Origin of the sequence: Flavobacterium sp. CS20 (assembly GCF_018080005.1) — a bacterium.
Classification (GTDB): Bacteria; Bacteroidota; Bacteroidia; order Flavobacteriales; family Flavobacteriaceae; genus Psychroflexus.
Window position 1 is genome coordinate 1,484,831 of the sequence record NZ_CP073015.1, and the last position, 23,841, is coordinate 1,508,671.

At 33.1% G+C, this 23,841-nt stretch carries 21 protein-coding genes and 1 pseudogene; 8 read left to right on the plus strand and 14 right to left on the minus strand.

The window, feature by feature from the left end; genetic code table 11:
* Positions 1 to 9: 9 nt before the first annotated feature.
* The 4 genes from IGB25_RS07015 to IGB25_RS07030 all read left to right on the plus strand — a co-directional run bounded on the left by IGB25_RS07015 (position 10) and on the right by IGB25_RS07030 (position 2,488).
* The gene (locus tag IGB25_RS07015) at positions 10 to 573 is read left to right on the plus strand and encodes a hypothetical protein (RefSeq protein WP_211066759.1); all 564 of its coding nucleotides are present in this window, start codon (positions 10 to 12) and stop codon (positions 571 to 573) included.
* 92 nt (positions 574 to 665) lie between these two features.
* Positions 666 to 1,244 carry a hypothetical protein gene (locus IGB25_RS07020; RefSeq protein WP_211066760.1) on the plus strand — a complete coding sequence of 193 codons (579 nt, stop codon included), beginning with the start codon at positions 666 to 668 and terminating at the stop codon, positions 1,242 to 1,244.
* A complete protein-coding gene (gene trmD / locus IGB25_RS07025) occupies positions 1,244 to 1,918 on the plus strand; it encodes a tRNA (guanosine(37)-N1)-methyltransferase TrmD (RefSeq protein ID WP_211066761.1) in 675 nt (224 codons plus the stop codon). The genes IGB25_RS07020 and trmD overlap by 1 nt, the downstream gene beginning before the upstream one ends.
* Before the next feature lie 12 nt (positions 1,919 to 1,930).
* Positions 1,931 to 2,488 (plus strand): hypothetical protein, encoded by a 558-nt coding sequence (locus IGB25_RS07030; protein ID WP_211066762.1) that lies wholly within the window; start codon positions 1,931 to 1,933, stop codon positions 2,486 to 2,488.
* Here the strand turns inward: IGB25_RS07030 and IGB25_RS07035 are convergent.
* The 7 genes from IGB25_RS07035 to IGB25_RS07065 form a co-directional block, all read right to left on the minus strand.
* Positions 2,485 to 5,349: a T9SS type B sorting domain-containing protein gene (locus IGB25_RS07035; RefSeq protein WP_211066763.1), complete on the minus strand. Its 2,865-nt coding sequence runs from the start codon at positions 5,347 to 5,349 to the stop codon at positions 2,485 to 2,487. The genes IGB25_RS07030 and IGB25_RS07035 overlap by 4 nt on opposite strands.
* Positions 5,350 to 5,380: 31 nt before the next feature.
* A complete protein-coding gene (locus tag IGB25_RS07040; RefSeq protein WP_211066764.1) occupies positions 5,381 to 6,199 on the minus strand; it encodes an ABC transporter permease in 819 nt (272 codons plus the stop codon).
* A 6-nt stretch (positions 6,200 to 6,205) separates the two neighbouring features.
* Positions 6,206 to 7,102 carry an ABC transporter ATP-binding protein gene (locus IGB25_RS07045; protein WP_211066765.1) on the minus strand — a complete coding sequence of 299 codons (897 nt, stop codon included), beginning with the start codon at positions 7,100 to 7,102 and terminating at the stop codon, positions 6,206 to 6,208.
* Between the two features lie 315 nt (positions 7,103 to 7,417).
* Positions 7,418 to 8,188, minus strand: coding sequence for an ABC transporter ATP-binding protein (locus IGB25_RS07050; RefSeq protein WP_211066766.1), 771 nt, complete (start codon positions 8,186 to 8,188; stop codon positions 7,418 to 7,420).
* Positions 8,189 to 8,190: 2 nt separating this feature from the next.
* Positions 8,191 to 9,216, minus strand: coding sequence for an iron ABC transporter permease (locus IGB25_RS07055; RefSeq protein WP_211066767.1), 1,026 nt, complete (start codon positions 9,214 to 9,216; stop codon positions 8,191 to 8,193).
* Positions 9,213 to 10,352: an ABC transporter substrate-binding protein gene (locus IGB25_RS07060; protein ID WP_211066768.1), complete on the minus strand. Its 1,140-nt coding sequence runs from the start codon at positions 10,350 to 10,352 to the stop codon at positions 9,213 to 9,215. The genes IGB25_RS07055 and IGB25_RS07060 overlap by 4 nt, the downstream gene beginning before the upstream one ends.
* Positions 10,353 to 10,528: 176 nt before the next feature.
* Entirely contained in the window at positions 10,529 to 12,733 is a 2,205-nt protein-coding gene (locus tag IGB25_RS07065) for a bifunctional alpha,alpha-trehalose-phosphate synthase (UDP-forming)/trehalose-phosphatase (RefSeq protein ID WP_211066769.1), read from the minus strand.
* 83 nt (positions 12,734 to 12,816) lie between these two features.
* On the opposite strand from IGB25_RS07065, the gene IGB25_RS07070 reads away from it, so the two are divergent.
* The 4 genes from IGB25_RS07070 (at position 12,817) to IGB25_RS07085 (ending at position 18,725) form a co-directional block, all read left to right on the plus strand.
* Complete coding sequence (locus tag IGB25_RS07070) at positions 12,817 to 14,592, plus strand: glycoside hydrolase family 15 protein (RefSeq protein ID WP_211066770.1); 1,776 nt, start codon at positions 12,817 to 12,819, stop codon at positions 14,590 to 14,592.
* A 160-nt stretch (positions 14,593 to 14,752) separates the two neighbouring features.
* On the plus strand, positions 14,753 to 16,969 hold the full coding sequence (locus IGB25_RS07075) for a bifunctional (p)ppGpp synthetase/guanosine-3',5'-bis(diphosphate) 3'-pyrophosphohydrolase (protein ID WP_211066771.1): 2,217 nt from the start codon (positions 14,753 to 14,755) through the stop codon (positions 16,967 to 16,969).
* 17 nt (positions 16,970 to 16,986) lie between these two features.
* Positions 16,987 to 17,454 carry a Fur family transcriptional regulator gene (locus tag IGB25_RS07080; protein ID WP_211066772.1) on the plus strand — a complete coding sequence of 156 codons (468 nt, stop codon included), beginning with the start codon at positions 16,987 to 16,989 and terminating at the stop codon, positions 17,452 to 17,454.
* Positions 17,454 to 18,725 (plus strand): adenylosuccinate synthase, encoded by a 1,272-nt coding sequence (locus IGB25_RS07085; protein WP_211066773.1) that lies wholly within the window; start codon positions 17,454 to 17,456, stop codon positions 18,723 to 18,725. Before IGB25_RS07080 ends, IGB25_RS07085 begins: the two co-directional genes overlap by 1 nt.
* 4 nt (positions 18,726 to 18,729) lie before the next feature.
* Here IGB25_RS07085 and IGB25_RS07090 read toward each other — a convergent pair whose 3' ends face one another.
* From IGB25_RS07090 to IGB25_RS07120, 7 genes and pseudogenes are all read right to left on the minus strand, one after another.
* A complete protein-coding gene (locus tag IGB25_RS07090; RefSeq protein WP_211066774.1) occupies positions 18,730 to 19,752 on the minus strand; it encodes a hypothetical protein in 1,023 nt (340 codons plus the stop codon).
* A pseudogene (locus IGB25_RS15520) lies at positions 19,749 to 20,009 on the minus strand (hypothetical protein); the annotation flags it as partial. The pseudogene IGB25_RS15520 and the gene IGB25_RS07090, both read right to left, overlap by 4 nt.
* A 71-nt stretch (positions 20,010 to 20,080) precedes the next feature.
* Positions 20,081 to 20,236: a hypothetical protein gene (locus IGB25_RS07100; RefSeq protein WP_211066776.1), complete on the minus strand. Its 156-nt coding sequence runs from the start codon at positions 20,234 to 20,236 to the stop codon at positions 20,081 to 20,083.
* A complete protein-coding gene (locus IGB25_RS07105) occupies positions 20,223 to 20,846 on the minus strand; it encodes a lipid-A-disaccharide synthase N-terminal domain-containing protein (protein WP_211066777.1) in 624 nt (207 codons plus the stop codon). Before IGB25_RS07105 ends, IGB25_RS07100 begins: the two co-directional genes overlap by 14 nt.
* Positions 20,846 to 21,568 carry a glycosyltransferase family 2 protein gene (locus IGB25_RS07110; RefSeq protein ID WP_211066778.1) on the minus strand — a complete coding sequence of 241 codons (723 nt, stop codon included), beginning with the start codon at positions 21,566 to 21,568 and terminating at the stop codon, positions 20,846 to 20,848. The genes IGB25_RS07105 and IGB25_RS07110 overlap by 1 nt, the downstream gene beginning before the upstream one ends.
* 4 nt (positions 21,569 to 21,572) lie before the next feature.
* Positions 21,573 to 22,520, minus strand: a complete 948-nt coding sequence (locus IGB25_RS07115; protein ID WP_211066779.1) for an NAD(P)-dependent oxidoreductase — start codon at positions 22,518 to 22,520, stop codon at positions 21,573 to 21,575.
* 13 nt (positions 22,521 to 22,533) lie between these two features.
* Positions 22,534 to 23,826, minus strand: a complete 1,293-nt coding sequence (locus tag IGB25_RS07120) for a DUF3570 domain-containing protein (RefSeq protein WP_211066780.1) — start codon at positions 23,824 to 23,826, stop codon at positions 22,534 to 22,536.
* Between the last annotated feature and the right edge of the window lie 15 nt (positions 23,827 to 23,841).

A 23,841-nucleotide genomic window follows, 5' to 3' on the forward strand; every position in this document is an offset into this window, starting at 1 on the left:
TAAATTGGAATGAGTATTAAATCAGACGCAACAAAAGATGAAAAATCATCGCCTTTCTACAAAAACAATAAAAAGTTTTGTAAAAATGTTGAAGGGTTTGTTCTAGATAAAGGAGGTAATGTTCATGGATATTATAATGCCTGGTCTTATCATATTATTGCTGAGGTTTTTACTCCTCAAAAATGGAGATTAGCTTATAAAAAATCAACGTTTTCTTCTAATCATATCTTGCTCAATTCAAAATCTCAAAACATTAGAAATACAATAACTTGGGAGACTATGACTCGATTTAAAAAAAATGAATATTTTATAATAAAGAAAAGGAATATTCTTAACAATTTATCGTTTAATATCAAAAAACAACCTGAATTTAATTTACCCAGTAAATATTATTTTAAAGGAAACATTAAAGATTTTAAAATTGTAGATAACATAATTCATATTTTAGACAAAGCTTTTATTAACTATGAAATTGAAACAGTACATTTGAAAAACAAAATACTAATCATAAAAATTACTAGTAAAAACACTTTGCTAAATCTGTTTAAAAAACTATTATATTTAAATATTTGATTCTTAAAATCAATTGATTAGGATATTTAAAAAATTTAGGACGTTAACTTTTAAGCTTAATTTTATACATTTGCTACATATAAATTATTATAATGAGATATTTTTTTACACTTTTAATAGTTCTAATTTGCTTTCAATCGCAAGCACAACAAAAAAATGATATTGTAAAATCATTTGATTCTGTTGTCAACTCTGGTGGCAATTATCAAGAATACAAGGTTATTAAACGTGCTAAATTAAATGCATTCAAAGACAACTTAGCCTCAACCAGAGATAGTTTGGTTTCTAAAATTAGCATATTACAAGAACATATTAAAGAAATTGAAAAAAATTCAAAAAGCCTTAACTCTCAAAATCAAGCTTTAAAAAGTGAACTTTCTCAAATAAAAAATGCTAAAGATCAGATAAGTTTTCTCGGTATTGATATGTCAAAATCAAATTATTTAATAATGGTTTGGGTGATAATATTTATATTAATTCTAATTTTGATTTTGATTTATATTAAATATAGAAACAGAAATATTATTACACTTGAGCTCAAAGAAAATCTCAGAAACATCAATAAAGAATTTGAAGATTACAAGCATCGTGCCATTGAGAAACAACAAAAACTTGGTCGAGAGCTTTTAGACGCTCAAAAAAAAGCACAAACTAAAAACAATAAAAGCTAATGAGAATTGACATCATCAGCGTTGTTCCTGACATTCTTAAAAGTCCTTTTGAAGCTTCAATTCTTAAAAGAGCCATTGAAAAAAAACGAGTTGAAGTTCATTTTCATAACTTAAGAGATTACAGTAAAAATAAATATAAGCAAGTTGACGATTACCAATACGGTGGCGGTGCTGGTATGGTTTTAATGCCCGAACCCATAGACAAATGCATAAGTAAACTCAAAGCTGAAAGAACTTATGATGAAATCATCTATCTAACCCCAGACGGCAAAACCTTAAATCAAAAAATGGCTAACAGCTTATCTTTAAAGCAAAATTTAATCTTACTCTGTGGTCATTACAAAGGCATTGACCAAAGGGTGAGAGAAATGCATATCACCAAAGAAATTTCAATAGGCGACTATGTTTTATCGGGCGCTGAAATTGTCGCTATAGTTTTGTCAGATGCCATTATTAGGCTTATTCCTGGTGTTTTAAATGATGAAACTTCTGCCTTAACAGATTCGTTTCAAGACAATCTTTTAGCACCACCCATTTATACAAGACCTGCCGAATACAAAGGAAAAAAAGTTCCTGAAGTGTTGATGAGCGGGCATTTTAAAAAGATTGATGAATGGAGAGAAACTCAAGCCCTGAAAACCACCAAACAAAAACGACCAGATCTCATTGATTAAAAAAATATAAATATGAAGAATATACTTGTTTTATTAGTTTGCTTATTTGGATTTAATGTTTTCTCTCAAAGTTGGTTAGATGGAAAATGTAAAGATTTAGATCAAGCCATAACCTCATCTGAATTTAATGCATCTAATGAACGAAACGTTTTGAGTATTATCATTAATCAAGCTGGAGAAATAGCTGTTAATGGCGAAGTGAAACCCAACTTAAGAGAAATTGCTTTTAAAGAATTGGTATTAGATTTTGTTACTAATCCTAAACAAAACAAAAGTAAAGCGAGCAATCCAGATAAGGTTTACATTCAACTCGCAAGTTTCAATAAAAACTCAGATCAGCTACAAGTTTTAAAATCTTATATCCAAGAAGTCTATATTTATCTTTGGGATAAATATGCAGATGAAAAATATAATTCGAGCTATATTGAATTAAACTGCAGAAAAAGATCAAAAGTGTTTGAAACTTATCCGTTAAGAATTATAGGAGAAATTAATAACAAAGAAAGATCAAACAATCGTCCAAAAGGTCTTGGTGTTCCTCCTTTTGCAGGCGATGTTAAAGACAACTAACGCTTTAAAGTAAAATGCCCCGTTAAATTACGACCGTCGTCTAAAACAATTTTATACCAATAATCTTGAGACGGCATAGGTTTATTGTTGTAAAAACCATCCCAAGATTTATCAAGCCCTCTGAATGATTTCAGTAGTTTGCCATAGCGATCAAAAATATAGACAAAAGCTAAAGCTTGTTTGTTATTAAAAGTGCCTTTAAATCCCCATACATCATTAATACCATCATTGTTTGGAGTAAAAAATGGCATAATTCCAATAACGCCAAAAGTTTTTGGCTGAATGCCACAACCCTTGTTATCTCTAACAAACATATCGTGAATACCTGGTAAAACATTTTCAAAAACATTACTCTCTTGGTATGGTCCATCAGGATTGTCTAAGGCATATTCATAATCTCCAAGGCTATTTTCAGAAACCAAAACTTCAACGGTATTGTTGTCTCTATTAAACTCTTCTATTTCTAAGCTATAAGTCGCCAAGCCAGAAGAAATAACTTCAATAGTTCTAAAATTTGTGCAACCTGTTTCAATGGCAGTTATTTCTAATTCGTAAACTCCAGCTTCATTCACTGCAATTTCAGACGTGGTTTCATTTGTTGATGTCCATAAATATTCAAAGTCATTAAGTTGATTAGCAGAAATTCCAGAGGTTAAAATAATAGGATTTGGAAAGTCTTCTACACAATAAACCAAAATTTCATCTTCAGCAACCTGAGGTAAAGCAACAACTTCTAAGCTTAGAATACCTAAATCTTTACAAGGTGTTCCGTTTTCTATACTAAAAAACACATCTTGCTGAAAAGGATTTTCAATTGTAAAATTTGAAGGATTATTGATGGGGTTAATTTCATTTAAGGCATCATTTTCTGTCATATAAAATGCATCAGCAACTAAATTTTCTTGAGTTTCAATAGATGTTAAATCAAAAGTTTGAATACCATTTTGGCTATCATCACACTGCTTTAACGTGAAATTTTCAGTAGTAAAATCTTGAATATCCAAAGTCAATTCTGTAACAGAAGAACATCCCGAAATAATATTCTCAACTCTAACACCGAGTATTTGAGGCGTTTCTGTATTCGTATAATTCTCAGGGGTTTGAATCGGGTTAATATTGTTTTGAGCATCGCTAACAGATTCATAATAAGTAAATTCAAAATCACTCAAGGCAGATTGATTAGTGATGAATTGAAGATTAGCTTGAGTCAAGTCAAATTCAGCAGAATTGGTGTGTAAATTTTGTGCACATTCGGTTAGTTGAGCAAAATTTGTTTCTGGAAAAGGAAAATATGTAACATTAGCTACTCCAATTCTACCGCAAGTTCCATCATTCAAATCCACATCCAAAGTGTAGGTTTCTTGAAATGGCAAGTCAACATTTGGAGGTTGAGAAATATTTAAAGTTGGAGTTGTTTCTCCAGTAATAATTTCACCATTTAACTTCCATAAATAAACAGCATTAGGGATATCATCATAACTTAATGTAAAACTTTCACCATCACACAAGTCTAATTGTTGAGTATTGGTACCAACAATATCAATTTTAGATGAAAGCAAAGATTGGATAAAAGGTGGTAATCCAAAATTAGTTTGATTGCCTAAGCTAATGGCACCGTTTGCAAAACTCTCGGTGTAATCAGCTTGATTTCCAGCTAATTCAGGATTGTTAATCACAGACAAAAAGCTTTGCCCAACCATACTTCTATATATTTTTCCATTAGGTGCCAATTGAATAGCACCAGCAAGATTACCAGAAACGCCATTAAAAGTAAAGAGAGAGTTGGGAATATCTAAAGCTTCTAAATCCCATTGCAAAAGAGTTGGAGCATTAAATTGAGTTACAGAAGCATAGGCTTTTGTCCCTTCTGGAGAAAATTCAACACTGTATGCATTCACATTGTTAACCAATTCCAAAGGATTTGAAACCACACCAAGAGTGGAATCAAAATCAAATAAATACACATTTCCTGTTCCTTGGTCAACTTCATTTACAGGGTCAAAATCCATAGTTTGATTGGCTGTGATAAGTTTATCTCCATTGGGTGAAGCTTTTAAATAACCTATTGCCGCTCGTCGGTAACTGTCCGTAGATACAAAAGGTCCAACTTGAGAAGTTACAGGTGTTTCGTTTAATCCATTTTCGTCTATAAAAAATGCATAAAACGTATCTTTAAAATGGGTTATGACCCAAATAGAATTACAATTTTCTCCACGAACCGCAGTAATTTTTTCTGAACATTTATATTTGACATCTTCAGAATTGTTAGGGTCATAGGTGACGAGTTCAATATTTTTTTGATTAGGAACAACGTTTCCTAAACCGCCATTTAGCGACATATCAACAACTGAATAAGCAAAGCCATTATTAAATCCATCATCAGCTTGTGGAACAGATTGGTTGGTGTCAGTATAAGTTGTTCGTGGTGAACCATCAGGGTTTGCTGGTCCTTGATTGGGATATGCAAAGGCATTTTCGTGATGAGGTTCATCAACAGTAAACACAAAATACAAATCTTCGTTGGTTGGATGTGGCACAATCAAACCACTTGATGTACTTGATGGATCACCATTTAACCCAGTTCCGCCAAAATAATTAGCATTAGACATAATTTGATGATTGGCATTCCAAATGGTTTGTCCATCGGTGTAAAATAACAAATCGCCATTAGCTTTTGAAATAGACGAACAACCTTCATTGGTACTCAACGCACCATCGTTTAAAACCGTTGGTGGTGAAGTATTAAAACTTAGGCCAGCATTATTACCAAAATACCAGTTATTAGCTTCACCCTGAGAAAAAGCTAAAATTGGGGAAAGTATAAATAGAAATAATAAAAAATATCTTTGCTTTTTTTTCATAATCATAGACTAGCAAAGATATAAGATTTATTTACAAATCTCTTTTCTTCAGCAATCTATACGAACCAAAAACGCATAAAAATGTCCAAGCTAAAACCGTGATTACACTAACAATACTCACACTATAATCTTGCATAATTTCAGTATTCAGTTGCTTAGTCGCAGAATTGATAATATCTAATCTTGTAATCGGTTCAGGAATAAGATTCCACATGGCGTTCAATGGTGTATAATCGCTAATAAAATCAAAGCTTGTTTTGCTTACAATCGCACTAAATATGCCTTCAAAAATCCATAATACAAATAAAAAACCTAAAGCAAAGGCCGAACGCTTGATAAGCAAACCTAGAAATAAACACAAAGAGAAAAATCCAAGTAATTTGACAAAATAACCTCCAATATATTCTAAACCCGAAAAGATAATATGAAACTCATCATAATCTGAAAATATCAAACCTAAAACTAAAGTTACGATGAATAAAAGCACAGTTGAGCACAAGGCATACAAAACGGATACATAAAACTTAGATAAAATAAATTCTTTTTTACTTAATCCGTCTATCAAGTTTTGTTTGAGCGTTCTGTTGGTATATTCACTAGACATCATAGAAACGATCACAATGGCTAATATAATTTTGAGAAAAGCCACAAAAAAACTCATAAAATGCCAAGTGTAAGGAAAATTATAAATGCCTTGATCTGCCAATCTAAAATTAATCGATCCAAAGCGGAATTTAATGGTTGATAATAATGCCGCTGAAAGAAACAAACTAAAATAAAGAATAGTCATAATTTTAGCTGAACGGCTATGTCTGAGTTTAAAAAGCTCTATATTGATAAGTCGTAGCATAAGATTTTAATTTGTAAGTTTTAAAAATTGTTCTTCAAGACTTTCTTTGCGTTTGACGAGATGTGTCAGCACAAATCCTTTTTCAAAACACAATTTATTGAACTCGCCCGCTGAAAAATCTTTATTCAAAAATATCCTGATTTGGTTGTGTTCTATTTTATCAAATTTATCAATAAAATCAAGACTTTCTAAGAATTTTGCAAACTCGCCGAGCGTTTCAACAGAAGTTTCAATATAGCCAAAAGACGCATTCATCTCGTCAACTCGACCAGCGTATAGTTTTTTGCCTTGTCTTATAACAACAACGTGGGTGCAAATTTTTTCAACTTCGTCTAAAAGATGTGAAGCTAAAAGAATTGTTGTGCCGTCTCCAGCAATTTTTTTGATAATTTCTCTGATTTGATGAATCCCTTTGGGGTCAAGACCATTGGTCGGTTCATCAAGAATTAATATTTCAGGATTGTTGAGCAAGGCCGAAGCAATGGCGAGACGTTGTTTCATACCCAAAGAGTAGGTTCTAAAATGGTCGTGTTTCCTGTCGAGAAGATCAACCGTTTGTAACACATTTTCGATATTGCTTTCTTCTATTTCTTTAATTTTACACACCAATTTCAAGTTGTCTAAAGCCGACATATTGGGATAAAAGTTGGGGCTTTCAATAATGGCACCTACTTTTTTTAAAGCCTCGTGCGTATCCATTGTGTCTGAAAACCACTCAAACGATCCTGAAGTAACATTGATTACGTTGAGCACCATTCCAAGTGTAGTTGATTTTCCACTTCCATTAGGGCCGAGAATACCGTAAACATTTCCTTTTTCGATGGTAAAGCTTAAATCGGAAACCGCAGTGGATTTGCCAAATCTTTTCGTGAGGTTTTTGAGTTCGAGTATTGTTTCTGGCATAGATTGGTTTTAGTTATACGACGGGTTTACTAAGGATTTGTTACAGTAATGTTTTAGAAATAGTAAAGATTGCGTTGTATGCACTCGTTGTAAACGAGAGATATTTATGGGCTTATGCTGAAATCACAAACAAAAAAGCCCTTAAAAATCAAAGGCTTAACATTAAAAAAGTGACCTCGGCAGGATTCAAACCTGCAACCTTCTGAGCCGTAATCAGATGCGCTATTCAGTTGCGCCACGAGTACTTTTGAGTTGGTTCTAAATTCGGTTTGCAAATATATTTTATTTATAGCTTTCCACAAAATTTAGGCAAATTTAAATCGAATTCATTTTAAATAGTTTTGCATCTTCATCAAATCTAATTAAATCTCGTGGAAATAATTGATGAAGTAACCCACTGTCAATCAAAGATTGGGGAGAATCTTGAACCACTTTTTTATCTTTAATTAAAACAATCGAGTCACAAAGTTGTAAAGCCAAATTTATTTCATGTGTTGCAAAAACTACAGACTTTTGATGGTCTTGACTTATTGTTTTAAGCAAATTCAATATCAAAGCTTTATGATACATATCAAGATGTGACGTTGGTTCATCGAGAATAATTAGCGGAGTGTTTTGAGCTATCGCTCTTGCTATCAAAGCCTTTTGGAGTTGCCCATCACTTAAAGACATGCATGATCTATCTTTTATAGCGTATAAACCAACTTGTTTTAATGATTTTATGATGTGGCTCTTGTCTTCAATTTTATGCAAGCCTAACCAATTGGTGTAAGGCTGTCTTCCTAATGCCACAAAGTCTAAAACACTTAAATGTTGTGGTAAAGGTTCTTTAGTCAAAACAACACTGATTTGTTTGGCTATTTCATTGTTACTAAGATTATTAAAATCTTTTCCATTGAGCAATATTTTTCCTTCACAAATAGGTAGAAGCTTAGACAAGCTTTTGATCAATGTTGATTTGCCAGACCCATTTACACCAATTACAGCAGTTAAATTTGAATCTTTAATCTCAATATTAATAGATTGTGCCACTTCTAATTTTGGTTTCTGGTAGCCTATGCTAATATTTTGAGTTTCTAATCGCATAACTAAAAATTAAGTTGTCTGGAACGCATAATTAACCAAATCACAATAGGTGCACCAAACAAAGATGTAACAGCATTGATAGGTATTGTGTTGTCTAAGCCTGGCGACTGAGAAATACTATCACATATCAGCATAACCATGGCTCCACCAATTGAAACAGCTGGTAGCATTATAAGGTGTTTATTTGTCTTAAAAACAAGTCTAATTAAATGAGGTATAGCTAAACCCACAAAAGCAATTGGACCTGCAAATGCAGTGATGCTACCTGTTAAAAGACAAGTGGTTATTACAGTTGCATAACGCAAGCTTCTAATATTGACGCCTAAGCTTTTAGCATAAGACTCACCGATCAACAACGCATCTAAAGGCTTGACTAAAAACAAACAAAGCAATAAGCCTATCAACCAAAAAACACTCAAAATACTGACTTCCACCCAAGACAAATCGCCAAGACTTCCCAATGACCAAAACACAAATTGTTGTAACTCATCAGATGTGCTAAAATAGGATAATACATTCACCACAGCTCCTGTTAGACTAGCAAACATTAAACCTATAATCAAAAGTGCCATGCTGTCTTTAATTTTTGCAGAAGTTAGTAAAATGGCTATCATCACCAATACGCTTCCCAGACTTGATGCTAAAATAAGTGCAGTTTTACTGAACCAAACAGACCCACTAAATCCTATGCCAAATAAACCGCTACCCATTATGAGCAAAGCCACACCAAGTCCTGCTCCACTACTTAAACCTAAAACATATGGACCAGCAAGTGGATTTCTAAAAAATGTCTGCATGAGCAATCCGCTAATACCTAAGCCAGAACCAATAACAATAGCAGTAATAGCCTTAGGCAAACGATAATTTAAAACGATATAAGTCCAAGTTTCATTTGAACTCTGACCAGTAAAAACAGCTTTAAAAATGTCGTTTAAAGGAATAGCTACAGAGCCTAAACTGATATTTACTAAGCATAAAAATATCAGTATCAACAAAAAGCCTAAAATAATTCTAGGAATTTTTTTCACGGATTTAAAGGTTTAAAAAAATGGGTGTCATATTCAGGCAATAGTTGTGGGTGAAAAATCTTTATCAAATCTTTTAAAACCCAATCAGGTCTGTTTGGTGCAAGCTCATAATACAAAACACCACCAGTCTGTCCTTTCTGTTTGGCAAATGTATAGATATTTTGATTTTTAAAAGCTTTAAATTTTTTGTAATGCGGTTGACTATCAAGCATTTGTTTGTATGAGATGTATTGTGCTGGAGCAATCCAAAAATCTGCATTTTGAGATTGATTTAATACGCTTTCAAAAGCTAAAGATAAACTTCCACTACCTTTTGTGTCTGAATATAAATATTTGGCATTGGCATCTTTAATAATCTGAGCTTGCCAACTTTCACCAGCTGGAAGATACCATTGGTCTTTCCATAAGGCTCCAGATATTACACTTGGTTGTGTATGAACTCTTTGAGCGAGAGTTTTGGCATTGTTGTATTCTCGTTTTATCTCTTTAAAAATATGATTCGCTTTTTCGTATTTATCAAAAAGTAATCCAAAAAACTTAATCCATTCGGCTTTGCCTAAAGGATGTTGCTCTACCCAATCGGCATTGTATAAAACGGGAATACCAAATTTTTTAAGGCTAGACAAGGTCTTGTTTTCACCTTTCACAGCAAAACTTACAATGGCTTCGGGTTTTAGATTTATTAGTAATTCGGTGTTCAAACTTTGATTTTGACCTACATCTTTAATTTTGCCTTTGTCGATCAATTGACGTGCAGATGCTGAAGATACATAATCGGTGTCAGCAAAACCAACTAAACTATTTAACACCCCTAAATTCTCTAAAGAAGGAATGTGAGTTGTTGATGTAACAACCAAACTTTTTATTGGAATTTCTAACAATACATCATAATCAATATTTTCAGGACTATTATGCCCGCGTTTGTGAAGCAAGTATGTATAATCTTTAGTCGCTTCTGACCATGCTTGAGTAACTTTTAAGATATAATAATCCTTATGACTTTCTACTTCAAATGCCTTGGCATATTCTATTTTAACTTTATCTGTGGTTTGTTCTTTTTGAACTTGAGTTGTTTCTTTTTTGTTATGGCAAGACATTATTGTTAAGGCAATCAGAATATTTATTATTAATTTCATAACCTAATATCAATTAAATTTTAGCAAATTAAATTTTTTATTCAAATATCTAATAATGATTTGTGTTGTGAAGACAAAAGTAGAATTATTAATATTAACGTGGTTTCACATTAAACTGAAATTGTGGTGAAAGTATATGATTTATAAAGAAACCTAACAATTTGTAGTTTAAAAATTTAGACTGTCAGATTTTTCAAAAAAGACCTCACATCTTCTACTTTATTGAGATAATATTTGGCATTGGTTTTTTTTAGACCTACTTTTATGGTATGTGCTGTTTCGGGTAAATCTTCAAACATATATTCATCCGTCCAATCGTCGCCAATTGCAATAATGCTATCAAATTTTTTCTCATCCAAAATATGTAAAACCGCTTGACCTTTATTGGCTTTACTGCTTTTTATTTCCAAAACTTTATTGCCGTGCATAATGGTTAAATCAGTATTTGAAATCAAACTTGTCAAAACGGTATTGATTTCAACAACGCGTTTTTCAGCCATTTCTAAGTCAGAATTTCGATAATGCCAGGCAAGTGAAAAAGATTTTTTTTCTAAGCTTGACCGTGGTGTTCTATCGACAAAAGTTTCAAGTATAGGGATTACATCGGCCATCCAATCATTTTTAAGAATTTCTAATGCATTCCATTCATTATTATTTCTATAAAAAACGCCGTGATCTGATATCAAGCGATAATTGGTATGAGCAAACCATTTGCCTAAGGTTTCCTTATCTCGACCACTAATGATGCAGATTTCTATCTTTGGATTTTTGTCTATGCTTTCTAACAATCTAAACAATTCTTTATCAGGCTTAGCTTCTTCTGGTTTTTGAGTAAAATTTACTAAAGTTCCATCGTAATCTAAAAGCAAAAGTGTGTTTTTAGATTGTTTTACGTCTTTGATTATTTTTGATTGCTTTGATTCTGTGAGTTTGTCTGCTTTGATATATTGACTTACATTTTGTAAGGATTCTAAATCATTCATAAATTCTTCTGCCCATTTTTCAACACTGTAACGCGAAATTCGTTTTTGAAGACTAGTCATGCGTTCTCTTTGTTCTTCAATTGGCATTTCTAATGCTTTTTTTAGCGTGTCTGCTATTTCTTCAAAATTAAAAGGATTGATGAGTAAAGCTTCACTCATTTCTATAGATGCACCAGCCATTTCACTTAATACCAAAACCCCATCTTTTCGGGTTCGTGTGGCTACATATTCCTTAGCCACTAGATTCATACCATCTCGAATCAAAGTGATTAAAGCTACATCTGAAGAGGTGTAGAGATCAATCAAGTTTTCAAAAGGCATACTTCTAAAAAAATACCAAATAGGTGTCCAACTTACTGTTGAAAACTGACCATTGATCCGACCGACCAACTCATCGGTTTCTCTTTTTAATTTCTGATATTGTGGAACTTGAGATCGCGATGGCACAGCTAACATGATCAAACGAATTTTTTCTCTGTATTGCGGATATTTTTTAAGAAAATATTCAAAAGACCGTATCCGATTTGGAATTCCCTTGGTATAATCTAATCGGTCTATAGATAAGACCATTTTTGTAGATTTACTTTGACTTAAATGCTCATCAAGTCGTCTTTGAATTTCTGTTTTTTGACGTTTATTTTGTTCTTGATTGTCTAAAGTCGCTTTTTCAAATTTTTTGTAGTCAATTCCCATAGGAAACGAATCGACTTTAATGATTCTATTATTATGTGTGATTTTGTTAAACTTGACTTCCTTATTAGCAATTCTTTTCACTGAACTCAAAAAGTGTCGCTCATAATCATAGGTATGAAACCCGATCAAATCTGCACCAAGCATACCTTCTAATAGTTCGCCACGCTTAGGAAAAGTTCTAAAAATTTCGTAAGACGGAAACGGAATATGCAGAAAAAATCCAATTGATACATCAGGTTTTTCGGCTTTAATAAGTTGTGGCAATAACAACAATTGGTAATCATGTATCCAAACTTTATCGCCATCTTCAATTTGATTTAAAACCACTTTGGCAAATTTTTCATTGACGCGTTTATAACTTTCCCAAGCATGTTTGTCGTATTCGGTGTATTCTAAAAAGTAATGAAACAAAGACCACAAGGTGCGATTGCTAAATCCATAATAATAGTTTTGGATATCATCTTCGGTAAGATTAACACCAACACATTGCTCTTTTTTAACAGCTATATCAACCTGTTTCTGTATGTTTTCATCTATTGCTTCATCGGTTAGACCAGTCCAACCAACCCATACGCCGTTGCTATCGCGATGAACTGATTTCATTCCTGTTGCTAATCCACCAACGCTTGGGATGACTTTTATACTACTATCGGTGAGTTTAACTTGAAGTGGTAAGCGATTTGAAACAATTATTGTTTTATTCATGGGAACACTTTGTTTTATCGATAAATTTTCTATTAATTTAGCAAAACAATTTTATATAGCTCACAAAATCTAATTATTTTTTTATGAACAATCTTGATTATGGCATTATAGGCAATTGTCGCTCAGTCGCTTTGATTTCAAAAACTGCATCAGTAGATTGGTGTTGTTTACCTGAATTTGACTCTGCTTCAGTTTTCGCAAAACTTCTCGACAAAGACAAAGGTGGACATTTTGGATTTTTAAATTCCGATGAATATGAAATTAATCAGTATTACATCAAGAATACCTGTGTGCTAAAAACACAATTTAAAAATGACGATGCTGGGTTTGAAGTTTTAGATTTTTTACCACGATACCAAAAGGCTAATCAGGAATATCATGCACCGCCAGAATTTATAAGGTATATCAGAATTTTGTACGGTCAACCCAAGGTTGTAATAGATTTTCAACCCCGATTAGAATATGCCAAAGGCGAAACCTTGATTTTTGATAAAAAAGATTTTATTGTGGGACTGATCAAAGATGAAGAGCATTTTGACTCGTTGTTTTTATACACAAATTTAGACCACAAAAAAATCATCAATGCTGAGCCAATCATACTAACGGATAATGTCTTTTGTGTATTGAGTTATAACGAAAAAATTGATCTTCCTAACCTTGACAGTGTAACTTTAGAATATGAAAAAACTAAAGTGTATTGGTTAGATTGGTGTCAAAAAACCCTGCATTTTAATCATTTTAAAAATGAAGTTTTAAGAAGTGCCTTAACGCTAAAATTATTGAGCTACGACAAAAGTGGTGCCATTTTAGCAAAGACCACCACGTCGCTTCCTGAGACCATCGGTGAAGTGCGAAATTGGGATTACAGGTTTTGTTGGATAAGAGATGCGTCTATGGTTGTGAAGGTGATATCTCAATTAGGTCATCAGCGTATGGCAAAACGCTATTTACAGTTTGTGATAGATTTGATTCCTGATAAAAATGAAAAACTTCAAATTATGTATGGTATCAACAAAGAAAAAAAACTGACCGAACATATTTTAGATCACTTATCTGGTTACGAAAATTCAAAACCCGTTAGAACTGGAAATGCCGCTTACCAACAAAAGCAAAATGATATTTATGGTATTTTGATGGATGTGATTTATCAAGAACTGCTTAAATTCAATTGTGATGTAGAAAACAAAGAAGAACTCTGGGCAATTACAAAAGGTATAGCTTGGGTTGTTAAACAACACTCGAAAGAACCCGATAAAGGTATTTGGGAATTTAGACAAGGCGATAGACATTTTACATTTTCAAAAGTCTTGTGCTGGGTTGCCATTGATAGAGCTATAAAAGTATCAAAAATGCTCGGTAAAAATTCAAAACTTTACCAATGGGAAAAATTAGAACAAGACATTAAAGCCGATATTCTTAAACAATCATGGAATGAAAACGCTCAAGCCTTTACCCAATCTTATGATTCAGAAGATTTAGATGCTTCGGTTTTGCTTATGGAAACTTATGGATTTATCGATGCTAAACACCCTAAGTTTATTAAAACTGTGGAAGCCATCGGTCAAAAATTAACCTATGATGGTCTGCTTTATCGCTATAAAAACAAAGATGATTTTGGTATTCCCAAATCCTCTTTCACGATTTGCACTTTTTGGTATATCAATAGTTTAAATAAAATTGGCAAAACTCAAGAAGCTTTAAAACAATTTAAAACTTTACTCAGCTACTCCAATCATCTCGGCTTATTTAGTGAAGATATTGATTTCAAAACCAAGCGTTTGCTCGGTAATTTTCCACAAGCTTATTCTCACTTGGCATTGATTGAAACGGCGATGAATTTTGAGAAAGTTTTGAATTAAGAATATTTAAGCCACGAATGCACGAATGGCTACAATATTATTCTTTTTCTGATTTCTCTTGAAGCATTTTTAATTTTTACTCAAAACTTATTTAATCAATAAAGTCATAAAAAAGTCTTGAAATGATTGACATATAACTAAAATTTTCTAATTTAGTTTTATGCTAACAGAAGAATACATCGACAAAGAAAATAAAGAAATTGCCAAGCAATACAAAAAGCTTTTGCGTATCAGCTATCGATCGTTGAGCAAAAACGATAAAACCCAAATCAGAAAAGCTTTTGAAATTGCCTTAGAAGCTCATAAAGATCAGCGTAGAAAGTCTGGTGAAGCTTATATTTTTCACCCTATAGCCGTAGCACAAATCGTAGCTTCTGAAATTGGATTAGATGCCACTTCAATCATCGTCGCTCTCCTTCACGACGTGGTTGAAGATACCGAATATTCTCTTGCAGATATCGAACAACTCTTTGGTGAAACTGTAGCAAAAATCGTGGACGGTCTCACAAAAATTTCAAGCCTAAAAAAAGATGGAGACATTTCACTCCAAGCTGAGAATTTTAGAAAAATGTTGCTCACTTTAAATGACGACATCCGCGTCATTATCATAAAAATTGCTGACCGTTTACACAACATGCAAACGATGGATGCTATGCGACCCGATAAACAAGTCAAAATTGCCTCTGAAACTTTATATATTTATGCACCACTCGCCCACCGAATCGGGCTTTATAACATTAAAACAGAGCTTGAAGATTTAAGTTTAAAATACACTGAACCTGAAGTTTATCAAGATATTGCTAACAAAATAAAAGAAAGTAAAGAAGAACAAGACCAATATATTAGAGACTTTAGCAATATCATTTCTGAAGCTTTAGACAAAGAAGGATTGAACTACGAAATCAAAGGGCGACCCAAGTCTATCTATTCTATCCGCAAAAAAATAGTGGCTCAAAACATCGACTTTGATGAAGTCTATGACAAGTTTGCCATAAGAATTATTTACAAATCTGACTTGGCTAACGAAAAGTTTTTGGCGTGGAAAATTTATTCTATCGTTACCGACTTCTTTAGACCCAATCCTACCCGATTGCGGGATTGGATTTCTTCACCTAAGTCAACGGGATACGAAGCTTTGCACATCACCGTCATGGGACCAAAAGGTCAATGGGTTGAAGTGCAAATCCGCAGTGAACGCATGAACGAAATTGCCGAAAAAGGATATGCCGCTCATTATAAATACAAACATGGTGATAAAAATATAGACCACGGTTTAGACCAATGGTTGTCAAGACTACAAGAGGCTTTAGAAAACAACACAACCAACGCTGTTGATTTTGTTGAACATTTTAAACTCAACCTATATGCCAAAGAAATTTTTGTATTTACACCACAAGGTGATTTAAAATCCTTGCCTAAAGGTGCAACAGCTTTAGATTTTGCATTTCACATTCATACCGATGTTGGCTTGACAACTCGTGGCACGAAAGTCAATGGCAAACTTACCCCTTTAAGCCATAAGCTAAAAAGTGGAGACCAAGTTGAAGTCATTACTTCTCCAAATGCCAAACCTACGGCCAACTGGCTTGATTTTGTAACCACAGCACGAGCACGTTCTAAAATCAAAACAGCCTTAAAAGAAACCAAAAAACAAATTGCTGAAGAAGGCAAAGAAATTCTTAAACGAAAATTGCGCTCACAAAAAATTCAGCTCAACGAGAAAACCGTCAATGAACTGGTCAATCACTTTAAGCTAAAAACCAGTTTAGATTTGTTTTACCGCGTAGGCAAAGGCACTATTGATAATAAAGAACTCAAAGATTTTGCATCCCAGAAAAACAATGCTTTAGTTTCCTTTTTTAAATCAAAAATCAGACGGCAGTCTAAGCCCCAAAATAAAGAAATTAATGATGATGAAATTTCATCTAATTTTGATCAATTGGTGTTTGGCGATGACGAAGAAACCTTTGATTACACGCTTGCCAAATGTTGTAATCCTATCCCTGGCGATGATGTTTTTGGTTTTTTGACAGTAAATGACGGTATAAAAGTTCATAAAAAAGATTGCCCAAATGCCATACAACTGCAAAGCAATTACGCCTATCGCATCCTAAAAGCCAAGTGGATAGACTCAACCGAAGAAGATTTTAATGCCAAACTCAAACTGTCTGGTATTGACAATCTTGGTCTTGTCAGTCAAGTTACCGATTTAATCTCAAAAAGTTTGAATGTCAATATGAAAAATTTGAACTTTTCAAGTAAACACGGCATCTTTAATGGTGAAATAACCGTAACCATTAAAAACAAAAAAATTCTTAATCAATTGATTGACAAACTAAAAAAAATAGATGGAATTGATAAAGTAAGCCGTGAATAAAGCTTAAATTTGCAATTATGGAAAATTTGAAAAATGTAGAACAAAACAATCAGGCCATTGTTAAAAATGTGTTTACCAAATATTTGGAAGAAAACAAACACCGCAAAACTCCTGAACGCTTTGCCATTTTACAAGAAATCTATGAAAATCAAAATCATTTTGATATCGAGTCGTTGTATATCACGATGAAGAATAAAAACTATCGCGTCAGTCGAGCTACACTTTATAACACTATAGACTTATTACTCGATTGTGGTTTAGTGAGAAAACACCAGTTTGGTAGCACACAAGCCCAATACGAAAAATCTTATTTTGACAAACAGCACGACCACGTCATTCTTTCAGATACTAATGAAGTTATAGAATTTTGTGACCCACGTATAGAATCCATCAAAAAAACAATAGAAGAAGTGTTTGACATCAGTATAGATAAACACACGCTATATTTTTATGGCAAACGCAATCAACCAAAGGACAATTCATAATGACAATAGACTTACTACTTGGCCTACAATGGGGCGATGAAGGCAAAGGCAAAATCGTTGATTATCTCACCAAACAATATGACATTATCGCTAGATTTCAAGGTGGTCCAAATGCAGGACATACCATAGAATTTAACGGCATCAAACACGTGTTACACACCATTCCATCAGGAATTTTTCATCCTAAAGCTATTAATGTCGTTGGTAATGGCGTGGTGATAGATCCTGTAATTTTCAAAAAAGAACTTGAAGGTCTTGACAAATATGATGTAGATTACACCAAATCTCTACTGATTTCAAGAAAAGCACATCTCATTTTGCCAACGCATCGTTTGTTGGATGTCGCTTCAGAAACCGCTAAAGGCAAAGCCAAAATCGGTTCTACTCTAAAAGGTATTGGTCCAACTTATATGGACAAGACAGGGCGAAATGGTATTCGTGTGGGCGATTTAGAGTTTGATGACTGGCAAGACAAGTATCGCCAATTGGCTGATAAACACCAGGCTATGATAAAATTTTACAACGTTGATGTGCAATACGATTTAAATGAATTGGAAAGTGAATTTTTTGAAGCCGTAGAAAAAATTAGAACCCTTCAATTTATCGATTCTGAAGAATATTTATTTCAAGCCATCAAAAGCAACAAAAGTATTTTGGCAGAAGGAGCACAAGGTTCGTTGTTAGATATTGATTTTGGCACTTATCCTTTTGTAACCTCATCAAACACAACTGTCGCTGGAGCTTGCACAGGGCTTGGCATAGCACCAAACAGAATTCAAAAAGTGTTTGGTATTTTTAAAGCTTATACTACACGTGTAGGTAGTGGTCCGTTTCCCACGGAGTTGTTTGATAAAAACGGTAAACAAATGGCAAAAATAGGTCACGAATTTGGAGCTACTACAGGGAGAGCTCGTCGATGTGGCTGGCTTGACTTAATCGCTCTGAAATATGCTGTTGAAGTCAATGGCGTCACAGACTTAATGATGATGAAAGCCGATGTATTGAGCGGATTTAAAAATTTAAAAGTTTGCACTGCTTATCACTATAATGGCAAAGAAATTTCACATTTACCATACAATCTGAGTGCCGAAGATTTAAAACCGATTTACAAAAATTTTAAAGGTTGGGAAGAAGATATTACTCAAGTTAAAACTTTTGATGAACTTCCACAGAACCTTAAAGATTACATCGCCTTTATTGAAGACTTTGTAGATGTCAATATTAAAATTATTTCAGTAGGTCCAGACAGAAAGGAGACTATTTTAAGGTAAAGTTTTATTTGATGGTGTAAACATAAATGATAAAACGTTTCCGTTTTCTATCGCCAGTTCGGTAATAATTTCTATCAAAAACTTGAATTCTAGCTTGTTTTGCTATGTCTGGAAATTTGCTTTCAAATTGATTCACTAAATTTCCCGAAACTAATAATTGAAAATCTTTTTCAGGTAATTGATTTGGATCTATCTTTATTGTATTCTCACCAAATTCCCATATTATTTCAGGTTCTAAGTATTCATAGTAGAATTTAGGTAAATCGGCATTTTGAAGTTTACTGGCTTCTAAGGGATTGTAATTGTCATTTTGTTTAAATAAAAACACACCGCTTTGTCCGATTAAAGTAATCATTAAAATTAAAAATATATTAGCCCAAAACAGTTTTTCGAATTGTTTTCGTTTTAAATTATAAAAAATAAAGTAAGCAATACTCAAGCTCGTTAAACTCAAAATGATATAAAGTAACCAAAAAGAAGAAGTATGAGTTTTAATAATCAAAGGTAAAGCCAAAATTGCAATACAAACAATTCCTAAAATTGAATAATGAGAATAATGAACAATTTTAGAAATAATGTTTTTCTTATTATTAAATAAATATTGCAACACCATTGCTGTATTAAGTGCAAGCGGAATCAAAACTGGAACGAGATACCGAGGTTTCTTTTCAGGCACAACAGACAATAAAATTATAGCTATCACAGTCCACAAAAAAGAAAACTTATAAATCGTTTTGTGTTTTAATTTTGATTTAAAATATGGATATGCCAAACTTACCAAAGCTGGAATCGTCCAAATACCTGATTGAATAAAAAAGCTCCAATAATAATAAAATGGACGTGTGTGATAATCTGTCCAATTTTGGGTTTCAGTTTCTGCTATATCTTTTAAAGTTTGTGGATCGGCAAATCGCACATAGAGATACCAGCTTCCACCAATTGCAACACCTAAGATTAAAAAGCTTAAAACTTTATACCAATGAGATTTAAACTTAACTTTAAAACTGAAATAATATGCTAAAATCATCGGCAGAAACAGAGTATATGATCCAATTGGCTTTTTGACAAAATAGATAAACCAAAGAAAATAGCTCCTAATAATACATTTTGCCATTTTATCATTGGATGATTATTCAGTAAATAATAAAACCCTATAAGCATTGTGGCATGTGTATAAATATCTGAAGGAGCTTCAAATCTAATAACGATAATATAGAACGAAGTTGCTAAGATAAGTGCCGCATAAAAAGCCAATCTTTTAGAACTCCAAATATGGATCAAATTATAAAAATAAACGGATCAACTTATAAAAAGCCAATCTAATTTAGTCGGAACTAAGCCAAATATGGATCAACTTATAGAAACCAATTATTTTCAGTAATCATATCTCGAGCCACATTAAAATTGCGAGCTTCCATAATCGAGACTTGAAGTTCAGCAAGATTAAAGGCAAATAAGCCTAAACTTATCAGAATCAAAAGTAAAATAGGATACTTATCAACGATTTTCAAGTTTCAATAATTTTAAATTTCTAATATATATCACGATTCCAAAACTATGACCAACAACTAAAACAGGATCTTGCCTTAATATTCCATAAGTTAAAATCAAAATAGAACCCAACAAACTAATTACCCAAAAACCCTTGGGCAGACTTGAGATTTTTTGTTTTTCAGAATAAATCCATTGATAAATAAACCGAAAAGTAAACAAGAGTTGAGCTACAATCCCTAAGACTAATAAATAAATAGGAATATTTTCGGTATCAAATAAATTTTGAATATCCATAGTGTTGTTGTTGTAATAATATACAATGATTAACATTGGGAAAATCCATAAAAAAATCCGACTTACTTTTGGAAATTTATGCCATTGACCTTCAAGCTGAATATTTCTAATATATATAAAATAGGTTAAAGACTGACCGAGCATAATGGCAAAATCGTGCCTTAAATAGCCATACACAAATAACAAAATAGACGCTAAAAGACTCATCTGCCAAAAAAATCTTGGGGCAACAACTTGTTTCTGTCTTTCAGAAGCTATCCACTGGTAAAAAGTGCGACTCGAAAATAAAAGTTGTGCCAAAAAACCAACACTATATATCACCCAGTCTTGCATTATGATTTTTCTTCAATTTCGTAGTTGATGTATTTTTTTTTCATCCACAGATATACAAAACAATCTAAAAGCGGACCGAGTAAGCGATTCCATAAACCAAATTTAGATTGACCTGCTAATCTAGGATAGTTTTGAATATCTACTTGTTTGACCTTGCCGTTTTGAAGCATAATCATAGCTGGCAAAAAACGATGTAAACCTTTAAACATTGGGATTCTTTTGGCATATTCAGTTTTGATAATTTTCAGAGGACAACCTGTGTCTTCCATACCATCGTGAGTGAATGTTCGCCTTATGCCATTGGCAATTTTTGAACTCATATTTTTAGTAAAGCTATCTTTTCTGCCGTGATTGCGATTGCCAGTAACCAAATCGTAGTCTCCAATATGTTCTAAGAGCAATTCAAAATCGTCAGGATCGGTTTGCAAATCGGCGTCTATATAGCCTGTTAATGAAGAATCAACATGGTCAAAACCTGCCTTAATAGCCGCACTCAAACCTTGATTTTGAGTAAAACTGATATAATCAAAACAATGAGAATTTTCACATATCGACTTTATCTTGTCTAAACTACCGTCAGTTGAGCCATCATCGACAAACAAAGCCTTAACAGGAACTGAAGCTTTTTGAAAATAATGAGAAAGCGATTCTTTTAAGCGTTCTATATTTTCTTCTTCATTGAAAATAGGGACAATTATGGTGAGTTGTGTATTGTTGCTCAAACTATTATTTTATGTTATACTGAGATTTAAACCATTCTATCTGCTTTCTTATGCCTTCTTCAAAAGAAGTTTTAGGTTGGTAATTTAATAAAAGTTTTGCTTTGTCTATAATGGCTTGTGTTTCTTGCTGATCTCCAGACCTTGGTGGCAGATTTTGAATTTGGATATGTTTTTTTAAAATCTTTTCAACATTCAATACGCCTTCTTGAGTGCTGTGTTTTTCATAATGACCTAAATTGATTATTTCACCATCTAAAGCATTATAAACTTTTATGGCATTGTAAATCCCTTTGACGATATCGCCAACATAAGTATAACTTCTGAGGTGCTTAAGACTGCCTTCATAAAGAGGAAATTTAGTGTCGTTCAATGCACAGCTAATCAGCTTTGTAAACAATTTATCGGGTCTTTCTCTCAGGCTATAAACGGAATATAATCTAAGCGATGAGGCTTTAAAATGTTGTTGACGACTTTCAGACAAAACCATTTGCTCAGTCATGAGTTTAGTTATTCCATAGGTCGATATAGGCTGAGGTGCTACATTTTCTGAAACCGTAGCGTATTTGCCATAAACAGAAGACGTGCTGATATTAAAAAAGTGTTTGAGCTGTTTTTGATGTTTAACAAATTGGATAAGATGATGAGTTGCTAATACATTATTTTCAAGATAACTTTGAAATGTAGAGTCTTTTGAAATACCAGGTTGAGCCGCAAAATGGATGATAAAATCAAAATCGTTGCTTAAATTTTGATACTGCTCAGGAAAACGTAAATCAGCGTTTATAAATTTTACACCAGCATCAGTAATTGCATTGATGTTTTTTTGCTTTAAGTCAACATCGTAATAGGTTGACAAATTGTCAAGCCCATAAACATGAAAATCTTTTGAAGCCAAAAGTTCTGCCATATGAGAGCCGATAAAGCCAGTCGCACCTGTAATTAATACTTTCATATTGCAAAGTTAGTTATTTTAATGCTGAAAAGCTTAAACCAATAGAAGTAAAAAACGCATCAAAATTTTGAGATGTTCGTGAATATTGATTAAATTCTATATTGATGCTTTTCAAACCAAAACTGCCAACCCTAAATTTAGTTAAAGGATCATAATATTTGAAACCCAAACCATATTGATGAGCGTCGTATTCTGATAAATCATAATCTGAAGTGTAATATTCATCTGTCGAAAGTGCTTGATTAAATGCGTTAAAATAATCTGCAGAAGTTTGCGTATAAAAACGATAAGATGGATATAAAGTGTATTTTAAACCCAATTTTATGGGCAACTCAAATTCAATGGTATGAGAATTTATACCCCAATCATCGGTATAAAACCTGTAGTAACTTCTCAATATAAAATTTTCTGAGATATAAAAACTTGTTCTATTGGCCAAGGCAATTTTGAATCTTGAGTCTGGTAATTTCTCAACATCATTGCCGAGAGTAAAATCTTCAGCAACGCTATCTTCTATATCTGCAAACATCACCCTATGATGAGGCGTTGATAGCAAGCCATCTTGTAATATAAAATCAGAAATAAATACGGTTTGAATGCTTTTTGATAAAATTTGAGAAATGTTTAAACCTAAATTAAATGTATTTCTGTTTTCGTTATCAAATTGAGTAAAATTTGGTGCAAAATTTGTTTCACCAACAAAATCAAATCTATTGATATTAAATCCATCTCTAAATTCTATGGGGTAAATTGGACTCAAAAAATCTATAAAGACATTACCACGCAATTGAATTTCGGTGTTTTTTTCATTAAACAAGCGTGAGTAGCTACCGCCAAAGCCTATCGAAGTATAGTCATATTCATTGGCAAACGAAATATTTGCATTCCAAATGGTATTTCTATCGTCTGAAGAATGGCTGTAATTAGCCGATAAAGCGACCCAATTATCTTTTTGAGATTCTCCTGTAGATTCAACAAAAGGATCTGCTCGTCCATCGCCATCAAAAGGATCAATATTGCTTGAAGAAGCTGAAGTATAAGCAGAAACCGAAGCATCTATGGTTAACACATCATCGTCGTTGAGTGGAATTGCTACGTTTATGGTTGGTGCAAAATCTGTGAGTTCTTCTGTGCCACGACCACCTGTTACTGCAAGATTGTCGCCATCTTGTGAATAATAGCTAGATAAGACTTTGATTTCTGTTTGGTCTAAAACTCGTTTTTTGTATTCAGTATTGTCTTGTGCAATAGACTTCATAGAAATCCCGAGCATCAAAAGCCCCACTAACAAAATTTGATATTTCATATTTATTTTTTATTG